The sequence below is a fragment of the Devosia psychrophila genome, assembly GCF_000971275.1.
GTDB classification, from domain to species: Bacteria; Pseudomonadota; Alphaproteobacteria; order Rhizobiales; family Devosiaceae; genus Devosia; species Devosia psychrophila.
On sequence record NZ_LAPV01000085.1, the window covers coordinates 1 to 24,338 of the forward strand.

Here is a 24,338-nt window from a genome sequence, read left to right on the forward strand (position 1 = left end):
CGTAACAGCAATGGTTGAGCTCGAAGATTTCAGTGATGCTGTGACGAATAGCGAGGTATTTGTCTGCCACCTTCACACGGGCTCGATGGTAAAAGTACGAACTTCGTGCCAGCTCCAACTGGGCAAGCAGCTCTGGCAGCCGATAGAGATCTTTGAGGGCGCCAACCAGCGGTGTCTTCTCCCGATTGCTCAGGAGCTGCAGATCAACGCCCAGGCCTTTTTTAGGAGTTCATTGGCCTTCTTCAAGAGATCCCGCTCGATCTGCAGTTGCCGGATGTCGCGTTGCAGGGAGTCGAGCTGACGCTCCAACTCCTCTCGCTCTGGCGCTGCCGATGAGGCGGTATTGCGTTTCATGGTTGAGGGAGCCTCAGTGCCGAGTAGCTGGTTTTTCCAATTATACAATGTCGGCCTGCATACGCCGAATTTTTCAGCAACGGCCTGCGCACTTTCTTGTCGACTGCAAAGCCCAATAACGCCCGCCTGTTTCAATGCCTCGGGATAACTTGGGCGCCCAGCTACACCAACTATGACTTTCTTGGCCTCAGGAAACGCCTCGCGAACCCATGCGGTCAGCGTTCCACGACCGGGATAGCCCAACGCTCGCATCGTTGCAGAGATGCAGCGATCATGAGTGAGGTAGTGCTCAACAGCCGACTCCTTCTGTGCCTGAGTGTATTTCGGGCCTCGGACCGCAAAGCCCGCTGGCAAATCGAGGCCTTTCTCGTATTCGCGGTGCCAGCCCTTCAAGGCATTCGTGGTCGGGTAACCCAGCTGCAGAATGGTCGCCCTGACACGCTTGCCGAGCCTGATATAGAGCTCGACCGCTCGGATCCTATCTTCGTATGAATACATGAACTACCTCCGGGGTAGTCCAAGTTTTCGTCCGCATCCCCCCGGGTCAGATCCAAACGGCAATCAACACCCCACGACGCTTTAATCCGACAATCTTACGATGCAATCCGGCCAGTCTTACCGGGGCCCTACAAAGAGGGTCAAATCGGCTTCAAATAGGAGCCTTAAGGCGCCCAGAATTGAGAGATTGCAATGTTTTTCAAGAGGATAAGCGTACGGACTATTGGCGAACAGTACGTCTTATATTGGCAACGTACACTGCCGATCGCACCTCCGAAGATTATCGTCAAAAGCTACAAATGGAGACGAATAAATGTGCCGACGAAGTGGGCGAAAGTGCCGGAAAACGGGCTTATTATAAGGGCAGAACCGTGAGAAACTCTTATTTTCCAGGCCCTTAAGCCCCCATTCTTATAACGCAATCCAGCCAGTCTTAGTGGGGCCCTACACTGTGTCATCTCGGGCACAATTTGCGCTCACGAAATTGCGAGCGATTGCTCCCGTTAAGGTTTGCGGAGTATTGCTTTTCGGTGCGGAAATGGCCCGCCGGGTCCTTCCGGCCGCGGGAAATGGCCGTCACAGCGTAGCCGTGCATGGAGCTCAGATGAACAAGATCCTGGTGTCTTTGGTCGCCATTTTGGCCGGCATTGGTAGTGTTGTGCCTGGCATGGCTCAGGAAATGGCCGGGCTCGCCGCCAGTCCAATCATCATCGCGCCGCCTCAGACGCCGCTGGCGCAAACTATTAAATCGGGTCTCTCGACCGCCTATAATGGCGCCCGCAAGGACACCCCCGCCTATACCGAGGCGCAAAAGCTCTACTTCTTTTATGGGGCTCGCCATTTCGAGCCGATCTGGCTGAGCACCGCGGCCAATGGCGACGTGGTCTTTTCCGAACCGGCACAGAAAATCCTCACGCTGTTCGAAGCTGCCGAGAGCGAGGGCCTGCGTCCGTCCGACTATCTGACGCCCGCCCTTGACCCGGCCGGCGCCAAGGGCGATCCCCTCAAGCTTGCCGCGCTCGAAACCGCATTTTCCGGTGCTGCCCTGCGCTACGCGACGCACCTCTATAACGGCCGTATCCTGCCGCAGTCCGTCGATGCAAATCTCGACATCCGGCCAAAAAACCTCGATGAAGCTGCGCTGCTGGCCCAGTTGGCCTCGAGCCCCGATCCGGTCTCTATCCTGACCGCACTCGAGCCAACCCACCCCGAATTCCTGGCGCTGAAGTCTGCTCTCGTCACCTTCGACGACAGCAAGACCGCTCGTCCCATCCAGATCGCGGAAGGTCCCAGCCTCAAACCCGGCATGAGCGACGCGCGCATCCCCACCCTGCGAACCCGCCTCAACCTGCCGGCGGTGGATGGTCTCGTCTACGATGACGTTACCGTCGAGGCCATGAAGGCTTTCCAGTCCACTCTTGGTCTTGATATCGATGGTGTCGTCGGTCCCGCGACGCTTGTTGCCCTCAACGGCGGCGTGCCGGTAACCAAGGCCGACATTATCGCCAATATGGAGCGCTGGCGCTGGATGCCGCGCGACCTCGGCCAGTTCAACGTCTTTGTTAATATTCCCGAATTCCGACTGGCCATCAGTCGAGACGGCGTCGAGGAATACACGACGCGTGTCGTCGTCGGCACCGTCAAGAACCAGACGCCGGTGTTTTCGGACAATATCCGCCACATCGTGGTGAACCCCTATTGGAATGTGCCCAGCTCGATCATCAAGGGCGAGATTGCCCCAGCCGTGATGCGCAATCCAGGCTATGTCGATAACCAGAACATGGACCTGCTGTACAACGGCGAGCCCGTCAGCCCCTGGCAGGTCGACTGGTCACAGGTCAGTTCCACCAATTTCCCTTTCCGCGTCCGCCAGCGCCCCGGCGCCGGCAATGCTCTGGGCCAGATCAAGTTCCTGTTCCCCAACAAGCATGACGTTTACCTGCACGATACGCCGTCCAAGTCGCTGTTCTCGCGCTCGGCACGAGCCCTGAGCCATGGCTGCGTCCGCGTGCAGAATCCGATGGAATTTGCCGATGCGTTGATGGCAAACGAGCCCAATATTTCCCGCGCCTCGCTAGAAGCCATGTTCGGCCCCGCCGAAAGATGGGTAAATCCGGAAAAGCAGATTCCGGTCCATATCGCTTATTTTACCATTCGAGTGGGTGCAGACGGGACGCTGAAGTCCTTCGGCGATATTTATGGCCACAACGCCAAGCTGGTCGCGGCAATGGGCCTGGCAAGGCCTGCCATTGCCCCCGAAATCATCGCCGAAGTGAATTCCATTGTCGACGAGTTGTCTCCGTAATTCTCGCTTCTCCTTCGCGGAAGAGGTGAAGCCGGCGCCGCTGCCCCAATCGTTAATCCCGCGTTTACAATTTCGCCTTGGTTGCGCCCGGTTTTGCCCGTATTACTCGGGCTCCGAGGGGTCCGGTTTTGGCAACTTGGGATCTGGTTAGCGTTAATAAAATCGACTGATTTTTGCGCTAACGTTCGATCACCACTGGCAATAACCGGGCAGAGTTTGAGTGACGGGGACTTCCTTTTTGAAACGGCACCAAATCGTGCGGCTTCTCATGGCCGTCTTTGTCAGCCTAACTATGATCCTTCCACAGGCCACCGTGCCGGCCGTCGCCGCTTCCGAGCGCGCCATCTATCTATATTATACCCACACCAAGGAGACGGCTCGCATCGTCTTCAAGCGTGATGGACGATACGTTCAGTCAGGCCTCAACGAGCTCAATGTGTTCCTGCGCGACTGGCGACGCAACGAGCCGGCCAGCATGGACCCCCGCCTGTTCGATCTGGTCTGGGAAGTCTACCAGCAAGTCGGCGCCAGCCAGCCGATCAACGTCGTCTCGGCCTATCGCTCGCCCGCCACCAATGCCATGCTGGCCAAGACCTCTTCGGGCGTCGCCGACAATTCCCAGCATATGCGCGGCACTGCCATGGACTTTTTCATTCCCGGCATACCCCTCGCCAAGCTACGCGCCACCGCTATGCGCAAGCAGGTTGGCGGCGTCGGCTTTTATCCAACTTCGGGCAGCCCGTTCGTCCATCTTGACGTCGGCTCGGTCCGCGCCTGGCCGCGGATGACGCGCGCTCAGCTCAAGGATGTTTTCCCCGACGGCCGCACCATGCATCTGCCCACCGATGGCAAGCCCCTGTCGCAGGAAGGCTATCAGGTCGCCATGGCCGGATGGAAACAGTGCCATCGCTATCCTTGCGACGGCAACTCCTCCGGCACTCAGGTTGCAGATGGCGGCAGTGGCAAATCGCTGATGGACATGTTCTTTGGCAAGAGCCAGCCAGCAGGCGTCAACGCCGCGGCGCCCTCGCGCTCCGCTACGCCAGCGCCAGTCCAGGTTGCCGCCGTCGAACAGCAGTTTGCCACTCCGGCGGCAGCACCGATGCCAGCCGCCCGCCCAGTCGCTTTTGGAGCGGTTATGGCCCCGGTCGAAACCGCGGCAATACCCGCAGCACCCGCCCTTCCCTTCTCGACCATGGGCAGCGCGCCGCTTGATCCTTCTGAAATGGTGACTGCCGTCGCCGCCCCCATGCCGATGATGAAGTCCGAAACCCTCAGGGTTGCCACGGCCTCCAATCTGCCCTCAGGCGATGCCGTCACGGCTTTGGCCGCACTCACCGCTCCAGTGCCACAGCCGCGCCTGATCATGACCGAACAGGATCAGCCCACGAGCATGACGGCTTATGCGCCCATGCCGCAGGATGCCGGTGCGCAGCGCGCGCTTGAGCTGATCATCGCCGAACAGACCACTGCCTCGATCGCACCGTCGCCGGCAACGCGCCTGCCCATCCTGCCGCTGACCGGCGTGACCAGCCTGCGTACCGCCTCGCTGGGCGGCAGCCAGCCTGCCTCCAGCGCCATCAGCAAACTGTTCAGTGGCACGTTCAGCGCCACCCAGCAGAATGAGCCTGTCGCTGCTGCGCTGGCCCAACACCTTGCCAAGCGCCCGGTCCCCGGCGCCATGCGCAGCCCCGACATGATCGCGCCCGACCTCGAGCACATTGCAGACGTGTTCACCGCGCCGGCTTCCTTCAGCTCCAACCAGTTCGCCAATATCTGGGATCATGACGAAGCCGACTTCGACCCAACCGCCGAAATGGGAAAATACGTGACTGTCATGCGTGTCGGCGATGTCCCGCCTGGCCTTTCCCACACCAGCTTCGTCACGGCCAAGCCGGTCGCCGTGGTGAGTAACTAAGCCGCCCCAATTCAGGCATTTTGCCACATTATCAGTCCCCCGTCGGCCTCTGGCGGCGGGGACTGCCGTTATTGCAAAGCACTCGTCCAAAGCCTAAAGAACGTCGATAAAAGTACCCTAGGCAAAGGACCTTCCGCTTGGCCGAAAAGCCCGTCACCCCGCTGCTCGATACCGTCCAGACTCCCGCTGACCTGCGCGCCATGCCGCGCGAAAACCTGCGACAGCTGGCCGACGAATTGCGCGCCGAGATGATCGACGCCGTTTCGGTCACCGGCGGTCATCTGGGCGCGGGCCTCGGCGTCGTCGAACTGACCGTGGCTTTGCACGCCGTTTTCGATACCCCGCATGACCGCATTATCTGGGATGTCGGCCACCAAGCCTATCCGCATAAGATCCTGACCGGCCGCCGCGACCGCATGCGCACCTTGCGCCAGAAGGACGGTTTGTCGGGTTTTACCCGCCGCGCCGAGAGCGAATACGACCCATTCGGCGCCGGCCACTCCTCGACCTCGATTTCTGCGGGTCTCGGCATGGCGGTCGCCAGCGACCTGATGGACAAGCCGCGCAATGTCGTCGCCGTCATCGGCGATGGCGCCATGTCGGCCGGAATGGCCTATGAGGCGATGAACAATGCCGGCGCCATGGACGCTCGGCTGATCGTCGTGCTCAACGACAATGACATGTCGATTGCCCCACCGACCGGTGCGCTGCGCACCTATCTGGCGCGGTTGGTTTCGGGCCCTGTCTATCGCGGCACCCGCGAAGCGGCCAAAACCGTCGTTAGCAAGCTGCCCAAGATGCTGTATGAGCCGGCCCGCAAGACCGAAGAATTCGCGCGCTCCTTCTTTACCGGCGGCACGCTGTTCGAAGAGCTCGGCTTTTATTACATCGGCCCTGTCGACGGCCATGATCTCGAAAACCTGCTGCCGATTTTCGAGAATGTCCGCGACGCCGAAACCGGCCCGATCCTGATCCATCTGGTGACCCAGAAAGGCAAGGGCTATGCCCCCGCCGAACATTCCGCCGACAAGTATCACGGCGTTTCCAAGTTCAACGTCATCACCGGCGCCCAGGCCAAGGCGCCGTCCAACGCGCCCTCCTACACCAATGTCTTCGCAGAGACGCTGATCCAGGAAGCCAATGACGATCCGCGCATCGTCGCGGTCACGGCAGCCATGCCGACCGGCACCGGCCTCGACAAATTTGCCGAAGTGCACCCCAGCCGGATTTTCGACGTCGGCATTGCCGAGCAGCACGCCGTGACCTTTGCCGCCGGCATGGCCAGCGAGGGCATGAAGCCCTTCGTCGCCATCTATTCCACCTTCCTGCAGCGCGCCTATGACCAGGTCGTGCATGATGTGGCCATCCAGCACCTGCCGGTACGCTTCGCTATCGATCGCGCCGGCTATGTCGGCGCCGATGGCCCGACCCATGCCGGCAACTACGACGCCGCCTATCTTGGGGCCATTCCCGGCATCGTACAAATGGCCGCTGCTGACGAGGCCGAACTGCGCCACATGGTCGCTACCGCCGCCGCCTATGACAATGGCCCCATCGCATTCCGCTATCCGCGCGGCGAAGGCATGGGCGTCGACATGCCGGCACGCGGCGAAAAGCTCGCCATCGGCAAGGGCCGCATCGTCCGCCAGGGCGCCACCATCGCGATTCTCAGCTACGGCACCCGCCTCGCTGAAGTGCTGGCGGCCGCCGACAAGCTGGCCGCACTGGGCCTCAACCCGACCATCGCCGACGCGCGCTTCCTCAAGCCGCTCGACGAGGAATTGATCGCCAAGCTGGCCACCACGCATGACGTGCTTCTAACCACCGAGGAAGGCTCCATTGGCGGCTTCGGCAGCCATGTCGCCACCTTCCTCGCCAGCAATGGCCTGCTCGACGGCAAGCTGCGCTTCCGCCCGCTGATGATCCCGGATCGCTTCGACGAGCACGCCAGCCAGTCCGACATGTATGCTGCCGCCGGCCTCGACCGCGCGGGTATCGTCACCACCGCGCTGACCACCTTGGGCTATGACGAAGCCGCAATGGCCGCGGCCCTCGGCAAGACCAGCTAGGTTTTTTCGAGGGGATACCCCCACCTAACCTCCCCCTGATAGGGGGAGGGACCTAGGGTGTTTTTGGCACGATCTCGGATAATCACCAGCCGGATTCCTCCCCCTTTTCAGGGGGAGGCTAGGTGGGGGTATTCTTTCTTCCACACAACAAAAAGCCCGCAGATCGCTCCGCGGGCCTGTTTGTCAGTTCAATGGTGCGCCTATTTCCAGGTAAAGGCGCGCGTCACGGCATAATTGAACACCGAGCTCATGATCGCGCCCGACAAGCCGGCGACGAAGGTCTGGTGATCCCACTGGTAAATCGCGTTCGCCACCGAGATATTGGCGATGCCGCCCAGCGCGCAGATGGCGCAGAAGCTGATGAAACCCGTTACCAACCGCCTGCCGCGCAGCTTGCGATCGGCATAGGTCAGATTGTTGTTCAGCACGAAATTCCAGCCCATCGCCAGCAGCGTTGCGGTGATCTGCGACACCAGAAATCCTTGGCCCAGTGCGGTCAAGGCGGCCAGCGTCACCAAATGCACGACCACGCCGGTACCGCCAACCAGACCAAACAGCAGGAAGCTCGGCGGCAGGGCGCCGTTGGTCAGCTTGGAAAACCACAGGCCCAGATACTGGATCACCACCAGCGGGCTCATCTTGCTCTCGCCAGCATGGCGCGGTCGGAACGTGTAACCGACCTCGGCGACCTTGAGCGGCTGGCCCATGCGTGCCGAGGTCACGATCAAATCGATCAGAATCTTGAACCCGTCGCTGGCGAGCTTTGGCGCGGCCTTTAGCGCTGCGTCGCGGCGGATCAGGAAGAAGCCGCTCATCGGATCACTAACCGCCTGCCCGGCAATCATTCCGGCCAGCTTATTGGCGAAGTTGCTGCCCGAAAGACGCGTCTGGCTGAGGCCTTCGCCGGCCGAGCCGCCATCGGTAAAGCGCGAACCAACCACCAGGTCGGCGCCTGCCAGCGCCTTCTCCAGCATGGTCGGCAAAATGGCCTCGTCATGCTGCAAATCGCCGTCGATCACTGCCACATATGGTGCCGAAGTCACGGCCATGCCCTCGACACAGGCTGAAGCCAAGCCTCGCCGGCCAAAGCGGCGGAGGCAACGAATATTCGCATAAACCCGGCTTAGCTCGTTGACCAGGTCGGCAGTGCCATCCGGGCTGTCATCGTCAACAACGATCATTTCCCAAGGCGTACCACCCAGCGCAAGAGCCACCTTCTCATACAACAGCTCGATATTGTCCCGCTCGTTATAGCTCGGAACGATCACCGCAAGCTGTGGCGGGCGGAAATTGCTGTGCTGCTCGGCAGCAAGGGTGGTAACGGGACCGGTCGACATGGATGAAAACTCTTGGCTGCGCTGAACCATTTGCGGCAATCGCTACAAAGCACAAGGTGACCAATCGGTTGCACGCAAAGCCACCATGGCTGCCCTGCACTGGTAGCAGGTGTGCGTGAACAACCTTTGTGCGAAGTGACGCGTTAGGGCACCAAGTCGGGGAGGCGCCGTGTATCAGGCCAGTATCGATCGTCAGCAGGACCGCCCGTCGGCCTTCGTTCTGCTGCTGCCGCTGCTCTTCGTGCTGAGCGGTACCATGATCCGTTTTCTCGCCTTCCGATATGCTCAACCAGATGCCGACTGGACTAACTACTTCGGCGCCATGTGCCGCTGGGACTGCAGTTGGTATGTCTCCATGGCGCAACGCGGTTACGACACCTTCCCGGTGCCCGGCCGCGTCAACGCCGGCAACTGGGCCTTCTTTCCGTTTTATCCCATGCTGGTTGGTCTGATCGGCAAGCTGATCCCGCTGCCCACCATCGTCCTCGCCAGCCTGCTCTCGATCATCACGGCTTACGCTGCCGTGGTCGTCGCCTGGCCGCTGCTCGGCCGCAACATTCGCGCCTATACGCTCTATGCCGCCTTCATCCTCAGCGGCCCGCTCTCGATGTATTTCACCACCTTCTTCACCGAGGTGATGTTCGTCCTGCTGACCACGCTCACTTTCGTCCATCTCAGCCGCGGCAACTACCTAGGCGCGGCCGGCTTCACCGCACTGCTGTCGGCAACGCGCATTGTCGGCGTCTTCGCATCGCTTTCCATCGGTGTGCAGGCCCTGCTCGACTGGCGTCGCGATACCGGATCGTGGAAGGGCTGGCTTGGTGGCCTGCTCGCTCAACCGCGGCTGGTGCTGGCCATCTTCATCTCGCCGCTCGGCCTCTTCGTCTATGTCGCCTTCCTCCACTACTGGATGGGCGATGGCCTCGCCTTCAGCCACGTTCAGCGCGCCTGGGGCCGCCAGATCAGCAATCCGGGGATGTATCTGTGGACGGGTCTGACGTCCTGGTCCACCACGCCCGGCCAATTGCTGACCAACTCACAAATCCTGGCACTGTCGGCCGTCGTGGGACTTTTTCTCACTGGTGTGCTCGCCTGGCGCCGTCAATGGAGCGCCGCGGCCTTCGCCCTGTTGGCCATCGTCATTCCTCTGGCGGCCGGCCTTGCCTCCATGATGCGCTTCATGGCCGCCATGGCGCCCCTCACCATCACCGCCGCAACGCTGGTGGCCCGCTGGCGCTGGCTGTTCGTGGTCAGTCTCATCGGCCTGCTGGCAGGCGCCTGGTTCTCCACCCTCGCCTGGTTTGGAGGCAATGTTGCGCTTGTCTGACCGCAGCCCGCTGACGCTCGGCGTTTATGCCCTTGCCGCCATTCTCGCCCTGTTCGAGTTGGCCGTGCTGTGGCAGGGACTTCATCCCCAGGTGTCCGACGATTACCGCGCCTATTACATCGACCGTTCCACCACCTGCCTGCCGCAGCCGGTCATTGGTGCCTATATCGTTGGCACCAAGCTCGACTTGCGTTCCGGTGGCGACGACACCCGCGAGTTGCGACCCTGCGGCTGGGACGGCCCCGCCGGCGATGGCATGCACTCGGTTGGCGAAACCTCGCTGCTGCGTTTTGAGCTTGGTCGGCCCCAGGCGCTGAACCTCATGCTCGAATTGACCGGCACGGCCCTGCCGGGACCGGCCACCCAGCATGTTGCCATCTCAGCCAATGACACCCCGTTGGGCACCATCGAGGTTGCGCCGGACCAGACCGATAGCTTCACCCTGCCAATTCCACGGGAAGCCATCGCCGATGATGGCACGCTGACGATCCGGCTCGACTATCCAGATGCCATCAGCCCCGGTCCGCGCACTGCCAACACCTATTGGCGCTCCGTGAAGCTTACTGCAGCGTCCCTTGTGGCCCAGAAGTAGTTCGTCGGCAGGCCGGTCAATCGGCGGCATGAGCTGGCAATCCACCGGTACCTATTATCGCCTGATCGACGAGGCGGTCCGGCGCCAACGCCGCCGTACCCTTCGCCCTCGCCTACGCCATGGCGACGTAGACACAACTAAGGCCAAGGCTGCTCCCAGCCTTGGCCTGAATATTCCGACTGCCACGATGTGGATTGAGGTCAGGCCGAGTCGAAAATGGTGATCGGCGAGAAACCGGAGCGGAGCGTACATTTTTACGTGAGCACGCGAAGCGCAGACGATTGCCGTTTGCAGACCGGCATTACCTCAATTGTCGGAGGGTGACTCGACCATCCCGAGAGCGGCCATGTACAATTCCAGGATAGCTTCCTGCTCCATGCGCTCGTTGGCGTCCTGCTTGCGGATCATCACGATCTTGCGCAGGATCTTGGTATCGAAACCATTGCCCTTGGCTTCGGCGTAGATTTCCTTGATGTCGGCGGCAATGGCCGCCTTTTCTTCTTCCATGCGCTCGATGCGTTCGATGAACGCCCGCAACTGATCCTGGGCAACGCTGTCTTCGACGGCCATGGCACATTCCTTTTCGTTTGCTGGCCACGTTCAACCGCACAAGGAGCCGCCGTTCAACCCCTTTTGAACCAATCCGCACTGCTACCGCGCCGCATACCCGCAATTCGGTCAAATCGCCCCATTAGCCATTGACCAATTCGTCCCCATGGGCTCAAAGAAAGCACGATTTCCCGATGATTGCTGGCACCAGATTGCTCAATTCCCGTCTCGGCATGACCCTGATCGGCGCGATGTCCGCAAGCCTCGCTTTTTTCGTCACGCCCGCCCATGCCGATTTACGCATTTGCAATGAGACCGCCAACCTGGTTTCGGTCGCCCTCGGCTATCGTGCCGAACGCGGCTGGATGAGCGAAGGCTGGTGGCAGGCCCCTCCCGGCGATTGCCGCGTCCTATATCAGGGTGACCTCGAACGCCGCTTTTACTACCTGTTCGCCGTCGACGATATTGGCGGCGGCGCCTGGGATGGCTCGGTCTTCATGTGCACGCGTGACGAAACCTTCACAATATTCGGGGTTGAGGATTGCCTTGCCCGGGGTTATGAGCGCACCGGCTTCTTTGAAATCGATACCCAGAACCGGACTGACTGGACCTTGCAGTTGACTGATGGTGCCGCTGGCCCCGCTGTAGTGGGTCCGGAAGGCAGCGAAGACCTCGAAGACCCCACATTCCTTGTCGATCCCGACGACGTCACCATAGACGAACCGCAGGACGACATAACGACGCCAGGAACGGACAAGCCATGAGACGCATGAGACGCGCAAAGATCATCGCCACCCTCGGGCCCGCAAGCCACGACGAGAAGATGATCGAGGAACTGGCAAAGGCCGGCGCGGACGTGTTCCGCATAAACATGAGCCATGCCAGCCACGAAGTCCTGCACCAGACCGTGGCGCGCATCCGCGCCGTCGAAAAGCGCCTTAACCATCCCATTGGCATCCTGGTCGACCTTCAGGGTCCCAAGCTGCGCGTCTGGAAGTTTGCGGAAGGCTCCGTCAACCTCGTCGCCGGCCAGAAGTTCACGCTCGACAGCGACAAGAACGATACCGGCAATGCCGATCGCGTCTACCTGCCCCATCCCGAGATCATCGAAAGCGTTTCGGTCGGCGACCGTCTCTTGCTAGACGATGGCAAGCTCGCCCTCAAGGCGACTAAAGTCGGTAATGGCGCCATCGAGACCGAGGTCATCTACGGCGGCAAGCTCAGCGACAAGAAGGGCGTCTCCCTGCCCGATACGCTGCTGCCGACCGGCGCCCTGACCGAGAAGGATCACGCCGATCTGCTCGAAGGTCTTAAGGCCGAAGCCGACTGGATCGCGCTCTCTTTCGTACAGCGTCCCGAAGACATCATCGACGTTCGCAAGATCGTCCAGGGTCGCGCCGGCGTCATGGCCAAGATCGAAAAGCCCCAGGCCATCGATCGCCTTGAAGAGATCGTCAAGCTCTCCGACGCCATCATGGTGGCCCGTGGCGATCTCGGCGTCGAGCTGCCGCTCGAAACCGTTCCCGGCCTGCAGAAGCGCATGATCCGCATGGCCCGCCGCTATGGCAAGCCAGTGGTCGTTGCCACCCAGATGCTTGAGTCGATGATCACCGCACCGGTCCCGACCCGCGCCGAAGTCTCGGACGTGTCGATCGCGGTGTTCGAAGGCGCCGACGCCATCATGCTCTCGGCAGAGTCTGCTTCGGGCGCCTATCCCGTCGAAGCCGTCGCGACCATGAACAAGGTCGCAGTGGCCGTCGAAGGCGATGCCAACTATCGCGGCATCATCCGCGCCGCACAGACCGAGCCGGAAGCTACCGCTGCCGACGCCATCTCGGCCGCCACGCGCCAGGTTGCCGAAACCCTCGATCTGGCTGCGATCGTCACTTACACGGCTTCTGGCTCGACCGGAATTCGCGCCGCCCGCGAACGTCCCTCCAAGCCCATCATCGTGCTGTCGCCCAACCAGCGCACCATCCGCCGCATGTCGGTGGTCTGGGGCGTCCATTGCGTACAGACCGAAGACGCCGTGTCGCTTGAAGACATGGTCGATCGCGCTTGCGTCATTGCCTATCAGGAAGGCTTTGCCCGCCCCGGCGACCGCATCGCTATCACCGCCGGCATTCCGCTGGGCACACCCGGCGCCACCAACATGCTCCGCATCGCCTTCGTCCGCCAGGACGGCGCCGGCTCGAGCTGAGGCGAATAGCCAGACACGAAACACGAAAGGCCCGCCATGTGCGGGCCTTTTTTGATCAGCGCCGCGAAAACACGCGGTCGGCAATGCGGCTGTTACTGCCCGCGGCCATGCCTGGCACCAGCAGAGCATCCACCAGCCACCAGAGGCCGACAATGGCCCATAGGAAGCCCAGCACGCCAAACGACACCAGTGTCAGCATCAGCGTCACTGTGGATAGCGCCAGCATGATGAAGCCGCTGATCGGGCGCCCCAGATAAAACCGGTGCGCCCCGACATAGCCGAGAAAAAACCACAGCACATATGCGGCGATGAGCGACTTCTTCTCGATGTCATATTGGGCCGAAGTGCGGTCCATGGTCATTGCAGGTTCTCCATTTGCAACAAAAATGGTATGGATTTTCCGCAGTTCAAGACCGCGCCAGCCGGCCGCTAAAATCTCAACGTCTGCAGCACCCTGTCAGGCCCGGTTTCGCGCTTCCAGCAAGCTCTTGAGCGTCAGGAAATCCGTGTTGATCCATTCGACGGTGGACGCAAACTTTACGTCATCCATGCCTTCGCGCTGAAAAAAGGTGAAAGTCAGCTCCGTTCCCCGCCCGTTCCGCATCACGCGCATCGGCGTGTAGAGCACTTCGCCGCCCGGCACGAAAATCGCATGGTCGAGCACGCCGAAATCATTGGGCGGTGAAAACCGAAAATGGCGCGGCCCATAGGAGGTGTCCCCCTTCCAGTCGCCATTATCGAGCGGCCTGAGCGTGCCGGGCTCGACCGCTGCCCAATGCTGGTAGTTGGCAGGCTTGCCGAGATAGTCATAGACCTCGTCGAATGGCCGATCGATCGACACGCTGATCGTGTGCGAGCGCCGCATGTCTCACCTCATTGCGCCTTCACGAGGCGCATAAACAACAAAGCCCGCTTTCGCGGGCTTTGCAATCATTCTGGTCTAAACGCTTAGCCTTGGCGGGCCTTGAAGCGCTTGTCCACCTTGTTGATGATGTAGACCCGGCCGCGACGGCGGACGAGCTTATTCGCGCGGTGGCGAGTCATCAGCGCCTTCAGCGAGTTACGGACTTTCATCGGTCAATCCTCAAAGTCAAACAAAAGAGGCGCCTAGGCGCCCCGGAAACTGGCCGCATACATAGGGAAGTTGACTTGGCCTGTCAACGCGCAACCACCCCGAATTGGGCTTCCACCCTGCTTTCCTGCGTCACCCTTGCGACACCCGGATTAACCAACCGTAGGCAAAGCTGCGTTACCATGTTTGCTCTCAGCACTGCAGGCGGCAAATCCTTATGGCCAACGAGGAAATTACCAAGCACGGCGTATTGGTCGCCGATCATTCGCCCCACATGGCGGCCCTTGTCGGCGTCATGCTCCGCAGTCTGGGCCGCAAGGACATTCGCGAAGCCTATGATGCCAGTCGAACCCTGACGGAGCTAAACCGCCGGGCCTTCGATGTCCTGATCATCAACGATGCCCTCGACAGCATGGATGGGGTGGCGCTGACTCGAAAGCTGCGTGCCTCGCTCGATTGCCAGAACCGCCATATCCCCATCATCATGATGAGCGCGGCGCCCGATGCCAAGCGCATTGCCGATGCGCGCGATGCCGGCGTCACCGAATTCCTGCGCAAGCCCTTTGCGGCCAGCCACCTGCAGACGCGCCTGACCAGCATCGAGAACAACCCGCGCGGATTTATCGAAGCCGGCCAATACAAGGGGCCGGATCGCCGCCGCAGGGTCATCGACGTCGGCGACGAGCGCCGCGAAAGGGACACCGAAAGCAAGGCCGGCTAGGTCTCCCCAACACCAAAAAGGCCCGCCGAAGCGGGCCTTGTCATTTCAGGCAGCGGCCTTACGAAGCCTCCGGCGCAGCTCGCGCCGCTCCATTTCCACCTTGGGGTCGGGCACCGGCACCGAAGCGATCAGCTTCTTGGTATAATCGTGCTGCGGGTCCATCACCACCTGCTCGGCATCGCCCATTTCAACCACTTCGCCGAAATACAGCACCATCACGCGCTGCGCGATGTGACGGACTACGGCGATGTCGTGGCTGATGAACAGCAGCGAAATGCCAAGCTCCTTCTGCAGGTCCATCAGCAAGTTGATCACCTGCGCACGGATCGACACGTCCAGCGCCGAAACCGCCTCGTCGCAGACGATCAGCTTCGGGTTGGTGATCAGCGCCCGTGCAATGCCGATGCGTTGGCACTGGCCGCCGGAAAACTCATGCGGATAGCGGTTGATCATGTCGGCGGTAAGACCGACCTTTTCCATCATCGCGATCACCCGAGCCAGGCGCTCTACCTTGCCGATCTCCGAGTAGTGGATAAGCAGCGGCTCGCCGATGATAGCGCCCGCCGTCATGCGCGGGTTTAGCGAGGCCAGCGGGTCCTGGAAGATCATCTGGATGTCCTTGCGCAAGGCCACCAGCTCCTTCACCGACATCTTCTGGATGTCGTGGCCCATCCAGATCGACTGGCCCGACGTGGGCTCCAGCATGCGAATGACGGCCCGCGACAGCGTGGACTTGCCACAGCCGCTCTCGCCGACAATGCCAAGCGTTTCGCCCTGATAAAGGTCGAACGATACGTTTTTTACCGCCCGCAGCACCTTGCGCCCGCCAAAAAGCCCGCCGGCCGGTATCGAGAAGTCCACCGAGATGTCCCGGACTTTGAGTATGGGTTCGCGTTCGCTCATGCCTGGCGCTCCCCGACCATGAATTCATATGAAACAGTCGATAGTCGGTCGACCTTCTTGTCCAGCCGCGGGATCGCCGCCATCAGCCCCTGCGTATAGGGGTGCTGGGGGTTGGCAAACAGATCGAGCGTCTTGCGATGCTCCATCACCTGTCCGCCAAACATCACCAACGTGTCTTCGCAGGTGCCAGCCACGATGCCGAGGTCATGGGTGATCAGAATGATGGCAGTGCCGAAGTCTTCCTGCAAATCGACCAGAAGATCGATGATCTCGGCCTGCACCGTCACGTCCAGCGCTGTGGTCGGCTCGTCGGCGATCAGCAGCTCGGGCTGGCAAAGCAGGGCCATGGCAATCATCACACGCTGCCGCATGCCGCCAGAGAACTCGTGCGGATACATGCGAACGCGGTTGGCAGCGTCTGGAATACGCACCGCGTCGAGGAAGCGGACACTTTCGGCCAGCGCCGCGCTGTGGCTCATGCCGCGGTGATGCTCCAGCACCTCCGTCATCTGCCGTGAAATGCGCAGATACGGGTTGAGCGACGTCATCGGATCCTGAAAAATGATCCCGATGCGTTCGGCGCGGTACCTGTTCATCTGCCGCGTCGGCAGGTTCAGGATTTCATGGCCATCAAAGATGACCGAACCGGACGCCTTGCCGTTGCGGGGCAACAGGCCGAGCAGTGCAAAAGCACCCTGTGTCTTGCCCGATCCACTCTCGCCGACGATGGCGATTGTGCCGCCCTTTTCAAGCGAGTAGGATAGGTCACGAACGGCGTGAACCACGCCATCCGTTGTCTCGAAATCGACCTTCAGGTTTTTTACTTCAAGCAAAGCCATGGTCTAGCGGTCCTTGGGGTCAAGCGCGTCGCGCAGGCCGTCGCCGATATAGGTGAGGCAAAGCAACAGGCTCACCAGCACCACGGCCGGTCCGATCAACATCCAGGGCAGCGTTTCTGCCACCGGCGCACCGAACGAGATCAGCGTACCCAGCGAAGTCTGCGGTTCCTGCACGCCAAGCCCCAGATAGGAGAGGAAGCTCTCGGTGAGGATGATTTCGGGAATGGTCAGCGTTGCGTAGATCACCACCGGACCGCTCAGATTGGGTACGATGTGTCGGAAGATGATCGCCCACGACGAAGCGCCGCTCGCCCGGGCTGCCTCGACGAACTCGCGCTCCTTGATGGAAAGGGTTTGCCCACGCACGATACGCGCCATGGTCAGCCATTCGAGACACCCGATGCCCACGAACAGCAGCACCGGATTACGCCCGAAGATCACCACGAGGATGATCACGAACAAAATGTATGGCAGCGCATACATGATGTCGACGAAGCGCATCATCACCGCATCGACCCGGCCGCCGAAATAGCCTGCCACCGCGCCATAGACCACCCCGATGACCACCGAAACCATGGTTGCGACCATGGCCACGATCAGGCTCATCTGCGTGCCCTGCATGATGCGGGCCAGCATGTCGCGACCGTTTTGGTCGGTGCCGGCAAAATGGCCGGCCTCGAAATTAGGCGGCTTGCGAATGCCGCTCCAGTCGATCTTGTCATAGGTCCAGGGCAGGAAATAGGGCCCGAGGAACGCAAACAGGATGATGAAAAGCACCACGCCGACCGAGACCACGGCCGCCTTGTTGCGAACCATGCGCCGCGTAGCGTCCTGTGTCAGCGAGCGGCCCTTCGGCGCGTCCAGCGTTTCCAGCTTGCGCGCATACTCTGTCAGGACCGCGTCCTTGCCAGTTAGTCCGGCCATTAGTGGTACCTCACCTTCGGATCGAGCCAGGCGTAGAGGATATCGACCAGAAGGTTCACCGCCAGAATGATGACCATGTACAAAATGGTCGTACCCAGCACGAGACCATAGTCACGATTGAGCGCAGCACTGATGAAATATTTGCCGATGCCCGGCAGGGCGAACACCTGCTCGACAATCAGCGAGCCAGTCAGCAGATAGCTGAGCCCCGGCCCGAGATAGGACACCACCGGCAGCAGCGCCGGCTTGATGGCGTGGCGCGCCAGGATCAGTCTTTGGCCCAGGCCCTTGGCCTTGGCGGTGCGGATATAGTTGGTGCCCAGCACCTCGATCATCGAGCCGCGCATCAGCCGCGCGGTACGTCCGGCGTGCGGCAGGACCAGCACGGTTACCGGCAGCACCAGATGGGCAAGCGACCCGTTCTGCCAGCCACCAGCCGGGAACCAGTTGAGATAGACGCCGAACACCAGTTGGAGGATGGCGGCCATCAGGAAGTTGGGCACCACGAGCCCCACCATCACCAGCATGACCAGCACGTAATCTGGCCACTTGTTCTGGTTGACCGCAGATAGTGCTCCAGCGACGAGGCCGACGATGGTCCCGATCACGAAGGCGGTAAAACCCAGCATCAGGGTGAACGGCAGGCCGATCCACAGCATCTGGGCGACGGTGAAGTCATTGTAGACCATCGAAGGTCCGAAATCGCCGTGCAGCAGACGCCAGACATACAGCAGGTACTGCTGGATCAGCGGCAGATCGAGGTTGTAGTGGGCGCGCAGGTTAGCCAGCGTCGCTGGCGGCAGCGCGCGTTCCCCGTCGAACGGGCCGCCCGGTGCCAGGCGCAAAATAAAGAAACATGCGGTAACGGCAATCAGCGCTATCGGGATGGCCGACAGCACGCGCCGCGATACATATCCAAACATGGGGTCCGGACCTTTCAACTCCACTGCGTCGCTTCGTCATGCGCCGCTTTGTGGATAATAAAATACGGCGCCGCCCTCCCAAAGGGGCGACGCCGCGCGATTGTCGAGCCTATTCGGTCTTGGTCAGCCAGCGCGTGCGGTGAATGTCCGAAGCGTTGTTGACGAAACCGGTGACTGACGGAGCGACCACGTTCTGTGCGATGTAGTTGTAGATCGGGATGGCAGCATATTCGTCCATGGCGATCTTTTCGGCTGCACCAAGCAGCTTGGCACGCGCTGCCAGGTCGACTTCGGTGGTCGCCTTGTCAACCAGCGCCTCGAACTCGTCGTTCGAATAACGGCCGTAGTTGTTGCCCCAGTTGGTGGTGCCGTCCTGCTCGATGCCCTGGCGGAGCAGGTCGAGCGTGTTGGACGGATCCGAATAGTCCAGCAGCCAGCCGGCACGACCGACCTCGAAGTCACCGGCGCGCAAGGCGTCGTAGTGCACGGCCGTTTCCGAGTTGAACAACTCGACCTTGACGCCGATCTGTTCCCACATCGATGAAATCGCCACCGCGATGCGCTGATGGTTGTCGTTGGTATTGTACTTGAGCTGCAGCGTCAGCGGCGTCGACGAGGTGTAGCCGAGGCCTTCCATGATGGTCTTGGCTTCGGCGACGCGCTCTTCATACGAAAGACCGATCCACTCGGGCTGGTACAGCGGCACGCCTTCGTAGTTCGCCGTACCTTCCGGCACCCAGCCATACAACGGCAATTCGCCGGTACCCAGCACGTCGGGACCGATCACGTCGCGGTTGATGGCCATCGACAGCGCCTTGCGCACGTCGACATTGTCGAACGGCGGCTTTTCCTGGTTGATCACATAGTAATAGATGCCAAGGAAGGCGCCAAAATAATCCTGGCCCGGCAGGTTGGTCTTGATCCACTCGGCCTGGTCGGACGGAATATCGACGAGGATGTCATATTCGCCGGCGCGGTAGCGCGACAGGGCAGCCGAAAGATCGTCCTGCACGAAGTAGTTCACTTCGTCGATCTGGACGTTGGCAGCATCCCAGTAGGTCGCGGACTTGACCGACTTGATATAGCTTCCTGGAACCCACTCGGTGGGGGTGTAGGGCCCGTTCGATACGATATTGGCAACCTGCGTCCACTGCGCACCCACTTTGTCGATCACATGCTTTGGCACGGGATAGGACGTGTAGTGCGTCAATGCCTGCAGGAAAAACGGCGTCGGGCCTTCAAGCGTGATCTCGACCGTCTTGTCGTCGAGCGCCTTGACGCCGAGCTCGCTGAAATCGGTCACGGTGCCTTCGGCGATTTCCGACGCATTGACGATCGGGAACTGCAGATAGGCATAATCCGACGCGGTCTTGGGATCGAACAGGCGCTGGAAGGCGAACACGAAGTCTTCGGCGGTCACCGGTACGCCGTCGGACCACTGGATGCCGTCACGCAGCGTGAAGGTGTAAACCAGGCCATCGTCGGAGATGGTATGGCTTTCAGCCTGGCCGGGAATGGCTTCGGCATTGGCATCTTCGGTCATCAGGCCTTCCATATAATCGCCGATGATGCGGTTTTCCCAATCGCCCGATGCCTGATGCGGATCGATCGAGCCGGGCTCGGAGCCATTCATCATATTGAGCGTCGCAGCCATTGCCGTGCTGCTCATCAGCAGGGCGATCGCGCTGGCGGTCAATGCCGCAGTCAAGGTTTGTGTGAGTTTCATCGGGGTCCCGTCTCCTTGTGGAATTCCTGAGATTGTCATGTTTCCGCAATCATATCGTCGCGGATTGGCATTAGCCTTGAGGCCAGAAGTTTGACCGTCCGGTCAAGATGCTGGACGGTATTATGCTATTCCGTCCACTGACAAGCAAAACATTGACCTAAACGTCAAGCCCGCCCGATTTGTCAACACAGTGCCGACAGGCCCGTCTGTGAGCGCCGGGCACAGGCCACAATCGATACAACAGGGCGCTAGCCGCCAAGCCAGCCTGCCTGTTGTACGCCATACAACACCACCGCGAGCGCCACGAGGCCGACCCACGGCACCCAGCCGGGAAGCGGACCGCGCGGCTTTTTCACCGGCGGCTCGGGCTGCTTTTCGGGCCGTTTGAATTTCAGCACATTCTCGTTCATGCGGCGCTCTCGACAATGGCGGCGACACCCTGTCCACCCGCCGTACAGACGCTCAGCAAAGCGCGTTTTCCTGGTTCCGTCGAGAGCAGTTTGGCGGTGAGGCCCAGGATGCGCGCACCGGTCGCGGCGAAGGGGTGGCCGTAGGCGAGGCTTGAGCCCTTGAGGTTGATCTTGGCGGGGTCGATCGGGCCCAGCACGCTGTCGCGTCCGAGCACGTTTTTGCAGTAGTCCGCGTCGTTCCAGGCCTTTAGCGTACACAGCACCTGCGCCGCAAAAGCCTCATGCAGTTCAAAATAGTCGACGTCTTCAAAGCTCAGCCCACGCCGCGCCAGCATCTCGCTGACCGCAATGGTCGGCGCCATCAGCAGCCCTTCGCCATGCGCGAAGTCATTGCCGGCCACGCGGCCGGTCGTCAGATATGCCAAAATCGGCAACCCACGCGCTTTCGCCCACTCTTCACTCGCCAACAATACCGCCGACGCGCCATCGGTCAAAGGCGTCGAATTGCCTGCGGTTAAAGTCCCGTGGCCGCTCGATTTATCGAAAGCCGGCTTCAGCGATGCCATCTTCTCGACATTAGCGTCCGCGCGAACGTTATTGTCCCGCATTAGTCCCGCACACGAGACGAGCAGGTCGTCGTGAAAACCTTCGTCATAGGCCTTGGCCGCATTGCGATGGCTCGCCACCGCCAGCTCGTCCTGCGCCTGTCGCGTAATGCCCCATTCGCGCGCCATCAGCTCGCAATGCTGGCCCATCGACATGCCGGTGCGCGGCTCGTTGACCGAAGGCGCCACGGGCGTCAATTCGCCAAACGAAAAGCCCTTGAACGCCTTGAACTTGTCGCCAGTCGAGCGCGCCATATTTACGTCGAGCAACCGGTGCTGGAACTTGTTGCCGAACACGATCGGGCTGTCGCTGACCGTATCTGAACCAGCGGCAATTCCGCTGTCGATCTCGCCCGAGGCAATCTTGGCCGCCAGCATCAGCGCCGCCTGCAGGCTGGTGCCGCAAGCAATCTGCATTGTCGTGCCCGGAGTGCGCGGTGACAAACCGGCGTCCAGCGCCGCCTCGCGCGCAATGTTGAAATCGCGGCTATGCCCGATCACCGATCCGGCGACGACCTCGTCCACCTTTTCGCCCTTGAGCCCGAACTTGTCGGCCAGTCCGGCCAGCACCGTACCCAGCATCGAGAGGTTGGTTTCCTCGACATAGGCCGTGTTGCCCCGCGCAAACGGAATGCGCGCCGAACCCACGATGGCAACTTTGCGAAGTTCAGTCATGTTACGCCTTCCCGTCTTTTCTTGCCTTGAGCGGCCCGCCGAGGAACGGAGCGAAGCCGGTTCCCATGATCACGCCGATATCGGCGAGGCCATCATTGGCGACGACGCCTTCGGCCAGCACCACCTCGGTCATATCAACCAGCGGCTTTACCAATTCACGCCCCAACGCGGCCAAGTCGGAATGCGCCGGGACCTCGCCCTTCTGCGCCTTGCCTTCGACCCATTTGTAAAAGCCTTCGCCAGTCTTGCGGCCCAGCTTGCCAGCTTTCACCAGTTGGTCGAACTGCGAGCCATCCGGCACGCCATGCCCAAGCTCGGTCGCCACTGACTTGCCGACGTCCAGCCCCACCGTATCCATCAGCTCGATCGGCCCCATCGGCATGCCGAAGGCCACCGCCGCTGCGTCGAGCAATTCCTTGCTTTCGCCCCGCTCCACACGTTCGACCGCGCCGAGCATGTAGGGCATCAGCACCCGGTTCACCAAAAACCCCGGCGCCGACTTGACCACCACCGGCGACTTGCCGATGGCCAGGGCAAACGCTGCTCCCTTGCCGATTTCCGCATCGGTGTTGAAGGTCGATCGGATCACCTCAACCAGCGGCAACTGCGCTACCGGGTTGAAGAAATGCAGTCCGATCAGCCGCTCCGGCTGCTTCAGCTTTTCCGCAATGCGCTCCAATTCGATGGACGACGTATTGGTCGCAAGAATCGCCCCCGGCTTGAGCTTGTCTTCGAGCCCTCCAAAGATCGCCTGCTTGACCTCGAGCTTTTCCACCACAGCCTCGATGATCACATCGGCCCGCGACACTCCCTTGCCGGTCGGATCGGCCTCGAGCCGCAGCACAGCCGCGTCGATCTCGTACTTCTTGCGTAGCCTCTTCTTGAATAGCTTCTTGCCCCGATCCAGCGCCGGCGTGATGCGCTCCATATCGAGATCCTGCAGCGTCACGCTCATGCCGCGCAACGCGCACCAGGCAGCAATATCGCCACCCATCACGCCGGCCCCGATCACATGCACCCGCGCAAACTTGACGCCCTTGGTTCCCTGCTTCTTCAGTGCTTCAGAAGCAAAGAACACCCGGCGCAGGTTGGTCGCCGTTGTGCTGCTCATCAGTGGCACGAAGGCATCCACCTCGCCGGCAATCATCGCCCGCCAGTCATTGCCGTGTTTTTCGAACAGCTCGATCAGCGCAAACGGCGCCGGATAATGTTCCGGCCGTGCCTTCTTGCCGGCCTGTTCCTTCATCTTGCCGGCGACATAGCCGCGCAACGGCCCCATCGCCATGATGCGCTTGAAAAAACCGGCCTCGGTGGATTTCCGCTTTTGCAGCACCGCCTTGCGCGCTTCCCAGCGGAGCATATCGCGATGCCGCACCAGTTTGTCGACAAGGTTCAGCCCGCGCGCAGCACCAGCCCGCAGCATCTTGCCGGTCAGCATGATCTGCATCGCATCGACCGGCCCGGCCTGGCGGATCGACCGCCCGGTGCCGCCAAAGCCCGGGAAAATCCCCAAGCCCACTTCGGGAAAACCAATCCGCGTCTTGTCGTCATTGACTGCCACGCGATAGTGGCAGGCCAGCGCCAGTTCCAGCCCGCCGCCGAGGCAGAAGCCATGGATACCAGCCACCACCGGGATTTTCAGTTTTTCGATCCGCGCAAACAGCGCATGCGTGCGCCGCAGCGCCTCCGGCAGCACCGAAAAGTCGCTCATCGCATCGAACTCGGACACATCCGCGCCCGCGATAAACCCGCTATCCTTACCCGATAGCAGGATCACGCCAGCCAGTTCATCGCTCGCCGCCAGCTCTTCAAACCGAGAGACGAGCGTCTCCAGCTCCGTGATCGCCTCGCGGCTCAGCGTATTGACCGGAGCGCCGGGAGTATTGATGGTGAGCCACCCCAGATTCTCCACGTCGCGGTGGAAGCTCCAATTCCTGGTCTCAGGCATCTGCGGTTGGATCATTTTTGCTCCTCAAATCGGGTCTTCTGGATGTATCGCGATCCAAAGCCCTTCAAACTCACAGCTCGCGTCCACCCGAATTCCTACGCTGTAGGTTAGCCGGCTGGTGTCGAAACGGTTGTTCATGCTCCAGAAGATGTCTCGGTCGCTCTGGGTGCTCACCGACGCACAATCCTTGGCCAGATACTTCTCCATTGACACCGGACTATTTTCGTTCGGCGCAAAACCATCTTGTCGGAGCTCGTCCAACAGCGTGTCTATCGAGATTGGCCACTCGTCTTTGACATCGCTTTCATCCAATTCAACGGAGTCAACGATGTGCTTCCTCTGCATTTCATCAAGCATAACAGTTACGAATGATGCCCTCGGATTTCCGTCATCGAGCTTCTGATTGCATCCACAGATCCCTACCAAGGGAAACAGCATGAGAA

General features: G+C 60.7%; 22 protein-coding genes and 1 pseudogene. 8 read left to right on the plus strand and 15 right to left on the minus strand.

What is annotated here, in order from left to right; translation table 11 throughout:
• Positions 1-852, minus strand: a pseudogene (locus tag WH91_RS07195) (transposase family protein); the annotation flags it as partial.
• A 604-nt stretch (positions 853-1,456) separates the two neighbouring features.
• Here WH91_RS07195 and WH91_RS07200 point away from each other — a divergent pair.
• The 3 genes from WH91_RS07200 (at position 1,457) to dxs (ending at position 7,144) form a co-directional block, all read left to right on the plus strand.
• Complete coding sequence (locus WH91_RS07200; RefSeq protein ID WP_052952657.1) at positions 1,457-3,157, plus strand: L,D-transpeptidase family protein; 1,701 nt, start codon at positions 1,457-1,459, stop codon at positions 3,155-3,157.
• Positions 3,158-3,449: 292 nt separating this feature from the next.
• Positions 3,450-5,075: a peptidoglycan L,D-endopeptidase MepK gene (locus WH91_RS22540; protein WP_244542369.1), complete on the plus strand. Its 1,626-nt coding sequence runs from the start codon at positions 3,450-3,452 to the stop codon at positions 5,073-5,075.
• Between the two features lie 137 nt (positions 5,076-5,212).
• Positions 5,213-7,144, plus strand: coding sequence for a 1-deoxy-D-xylulose-5-phosphate synthase (dxs, locus tag WH91_RS07210; RefSeq protein ID WP_074797484.1), 1,932 nt, complete (start codon positions 5,213-5,215; stop codon positions 7,142-7,144).
• 200 nt (positions 7,145-7,344) lie between these two features.
• Here the strand turns inward: dxs and WH91_RS07215 are convergent, their stop codons facing one another.
• Positions 7,345-8,481, minus strand: coding sequence for a glycosyltransferase family 2 protein (locus WH91_RS07215; protein WP_046170326.1), 1,137 nt, complete (start codon positions 8,479-8,481; stop codon positions 7,345-7,347).
• Between the two features lie 169 nt (positions 8,482-8,650).
• Between WH91_RS07215 and WH91_RS07220 the strand changes: the two genes are divergently transcribed.
• Together WH91_RS07220 and WH91_RS07225 are read left to right on the plus strand one after the other, a co-directional pair.
• Positions 8,651-9,808, plus strand: coding sequence for a hypothetical protein (locus WH91_RS07220; protein WP_046170327.1), 1,158 nt, complete (start codon positions 8,651-8,653; stop codon positions 9,806-9,808).
• Positions 9,801-10,400: a cellulose biosynthesis cyclic di-GMP-binding regulatory protein BcsB gene (locus tag WH91_RS07225; protein WP_143078117.1), complete on the plus strand. Its 600-nt coding sequence runs from the start codon at positions 9,801-9,803 to the stop codon at positions 10,398-10,400. Before WH91_RS07220 ends, WH91_RS07225 begins: the two co-directional genes overlap by 8 nt.
• Before the next feature lie 306 nt (positions 10,401-10,706).
• Here WH91_RS07225 and WH91_RS07230 read toward each other — a convergent pair whose 3' ends face one another.
• Positions 10,707-10,970, minus strand: coding sequence for a DUF2312 domain-containing protein (locus tag WH91_RS07230; protein WP_046170329.1), 264 nt, complete (start codon positions 10,968-10,970; stop codon positions 10,707-10,709).
• Between the two features lie 173 nt (positions 10,971-11,143).
• Between WH91_RS07230 and WH91_RS07235 the strand changes: the two genes are divergently transcribed.
• Together WH91_RS07235 and pyk are read left to right on the plus strand one after the other, a co-directional pair.
• On the plus strand, positions 11,144-11,713 hold the full coding sequence (locus WH91_RS07235) for a DUF1036 domain-containing protein (RefSeq protein ID WP_074797482.1): 570 nt from the start codon (positions 11,144-11,146) through the stop codon (positions 11,711-11,713).
• Complete coding sequence (pyk, locus tag WH91_RS07240; RefSeq protein WP_046170330.1) at positions 11,710-13,149, plus strand: pyruvate kinase; 1,440 nt, start codon at positions 11,710-11,712, stop codon at positions 13,147-13,149. Before WH91_RS07235 ends, pyk begins: the two co-directional genes overlap by 4 nt.
• A 55-nt stretch (positions 13,150-13,204) precedes the next feature.
• On the opposite strand, the gene WH91_RS07245 is transcribed toward pyk, so the two are convergent.
• The 3 genes from WH91_RS07245 to ykgO all read right to left on the minus strand — a co-directional run bounded on the left by WH91_RS07245 (position 13,205) and on the right by ykgO (position 14,223).
• The gene (locus WH91_RS07245; RefSeq protein ID WP_199533503.1) at positions 13,205-13,510 is read right to left on the minus strand and encodes a TM2 domain-containing protein; all 306 of its coding nucleotides are present in this window, start codon (positions 13,508-13,510) and stop codon (positions 13,205-13,207) included.
• Positions 13,511-13,606: 96 nt separating this feature from the next.
• Complete coding sequence (locus WH91_RS07250; protein WP_046170331.1) at positions 13,607-14,014, minus strand: hypothetical protein; 408 nt, start codon at positions 14,012-14,014, stop codon at positions 13,607-13,609.
• A gap of 83 nt (positions 14,015-14,097) precedes the next feature.
• Positions 14,098-14,223, minus strand: coding sequence for a type B 50S ribosomal protein L36 (gene ykgO / locus WH91_RS07255; RefSeq protein ID WP_046139985.1), 126 nt, complete (start codon positions 14,221-14,223; stop codon positions 14,098-14,100).
• A 215-nt stretch (positions 14,224-14,438) separates the two neighbouring features.
• Between ykgO and WH91_RS07260 the strand changes: the two genes are divergently transcribed.
• Positions 14,439-14,942 carry a response regulator gene (locus WH91_RS07260; RefSeq protein ID WP_046170332.1) on the plus strand — a complete coding sequence of 168 codons (504 nt, stop codon included), beginning with the start codon at positions 14,439-14,441 and terminating at the stop codon, positions 14,940-14,942.
• A 45-nt stretch (positions 14,943-14,987) separates the two neighbouring features.
• Here the strand turns inward: WH91_RS07260 and WH91_RS07265 are convergent, their stop codons facing one another.
• From WH91_RS07265 to WH91_RS07300, 9 genes are all read right to left on the minus strand, one after another.
• Positions 14,988-15,845 (minus strand): ABC transporter ATP-binding protein, encoded by an 858-nt coding sequence (locus WH91_RS07265; RefSeq protein ID WP_052952659.1) that lies wholly within the window; start codon positions 15,843-15,845, stop codon positions 14,988-14,990.
• Complete coding sequence (locus tag WH91_RS07270) at positions 15,842-16,684, minus strand: ATP-binding cassette domain-containing protein (RefSeq protein ID WP_052952660.1); 843 nt, start codon at positions 16,682-16,684, stop codon at positions 15,842-15,844. Before WH91_RS07270 ends, WH91_RS07265 begins: the two co-directional genes overlap by 4 nt.
• Positions 16,685-16,687: 3 nt before the next feature.
• A complete protein-coding gene (locus WH91_RS07275; RefSeq protein ID WP_046170333.1) occupies positions 16,688-17,608 on the minus strand; it encodes an ABC transporter permease in 921 nt (306 codons plus the stop codon).
• A complete protein-coding gene (locus WH91_RS07280) occupies positions 17,608-18,531 on the minus strand; it encodes an ABC transporter permease subunit (protein ID WP_046170334.1) in 924 nt (307 codons plus the stop codon). The genes WH91_RS07275 and WH91_RS07280 overlap by 1 nt, the downstream gene beginning before the upstream one ends.
• A 109-nt stretch (positions 18,532-18,640) precedes the next feature.
• On the minus strand, positions 18,641-20,257 hold the full coding sequence (locus WH91_RS07285) for a peptide ABC transporter substrate-binding protein (protein ID WP_046170335.1): 1,617 nt from the start codon (positions 20,255-20,257) through the stop codon (positions 18,641-18,643).
• A 248-nt stretch (positions 20,258-20,505) separates the two neighbouring features.
• The gene (locus WH91_RS24605) at positions 20,506-20,667 is read right to left on the minus strand and encodes a hypothetical protein (RefSeq protein ID WP_158409532.1); all 162 of its coding nucleotides are present in this window, start codon (positions 20,665-20,667) and stop codon (positions 20,506-20,508) included.
• Positions 20,664-21,947, minus strand: a complete 1,284-nt coding sequence (locus WH91_RS07290; RefSeq protein ID WP_046170336.1) for an acetyl-CoA C-acetyltransferase — start codon at positions 21,945-21,947, stop codon at positions 20,664-20,666. The genes WH91_RS24605 and WH91_RS07290 overlap by 4 nt, the downstream gene beginning before the upstream one ends.
• A gap of 1 nt (position 21,948) precedes the next feature.
• Positions 21,949-23,910 (minus strand): 3-hydroxyacyl-CoA dehydrogenase NAD-binding domain-containing protein, encoded by a 1,962-nt coding sequence (locus WH91_RS07295; RefSeq protein ID WP_046170337.1) that lies wholly within the window; start codon positions 23,908-23,910, stop codon positions 21,949-21,951.
• 9 nt (positions 23,911-23,919) lie between these two features.
• Positions 23,920-24,333, minus strand: a complete 414-nt coding sequence (locus WH91_RS07300; RefSeq protein ID WP_143078116.1) for a hypothetical protein — start codon at positions 24,331-24,333, stop codon at positions 23,920-23,922.
• Positions 24,334-24,338 lie beyond the last annotated feature (5 nt).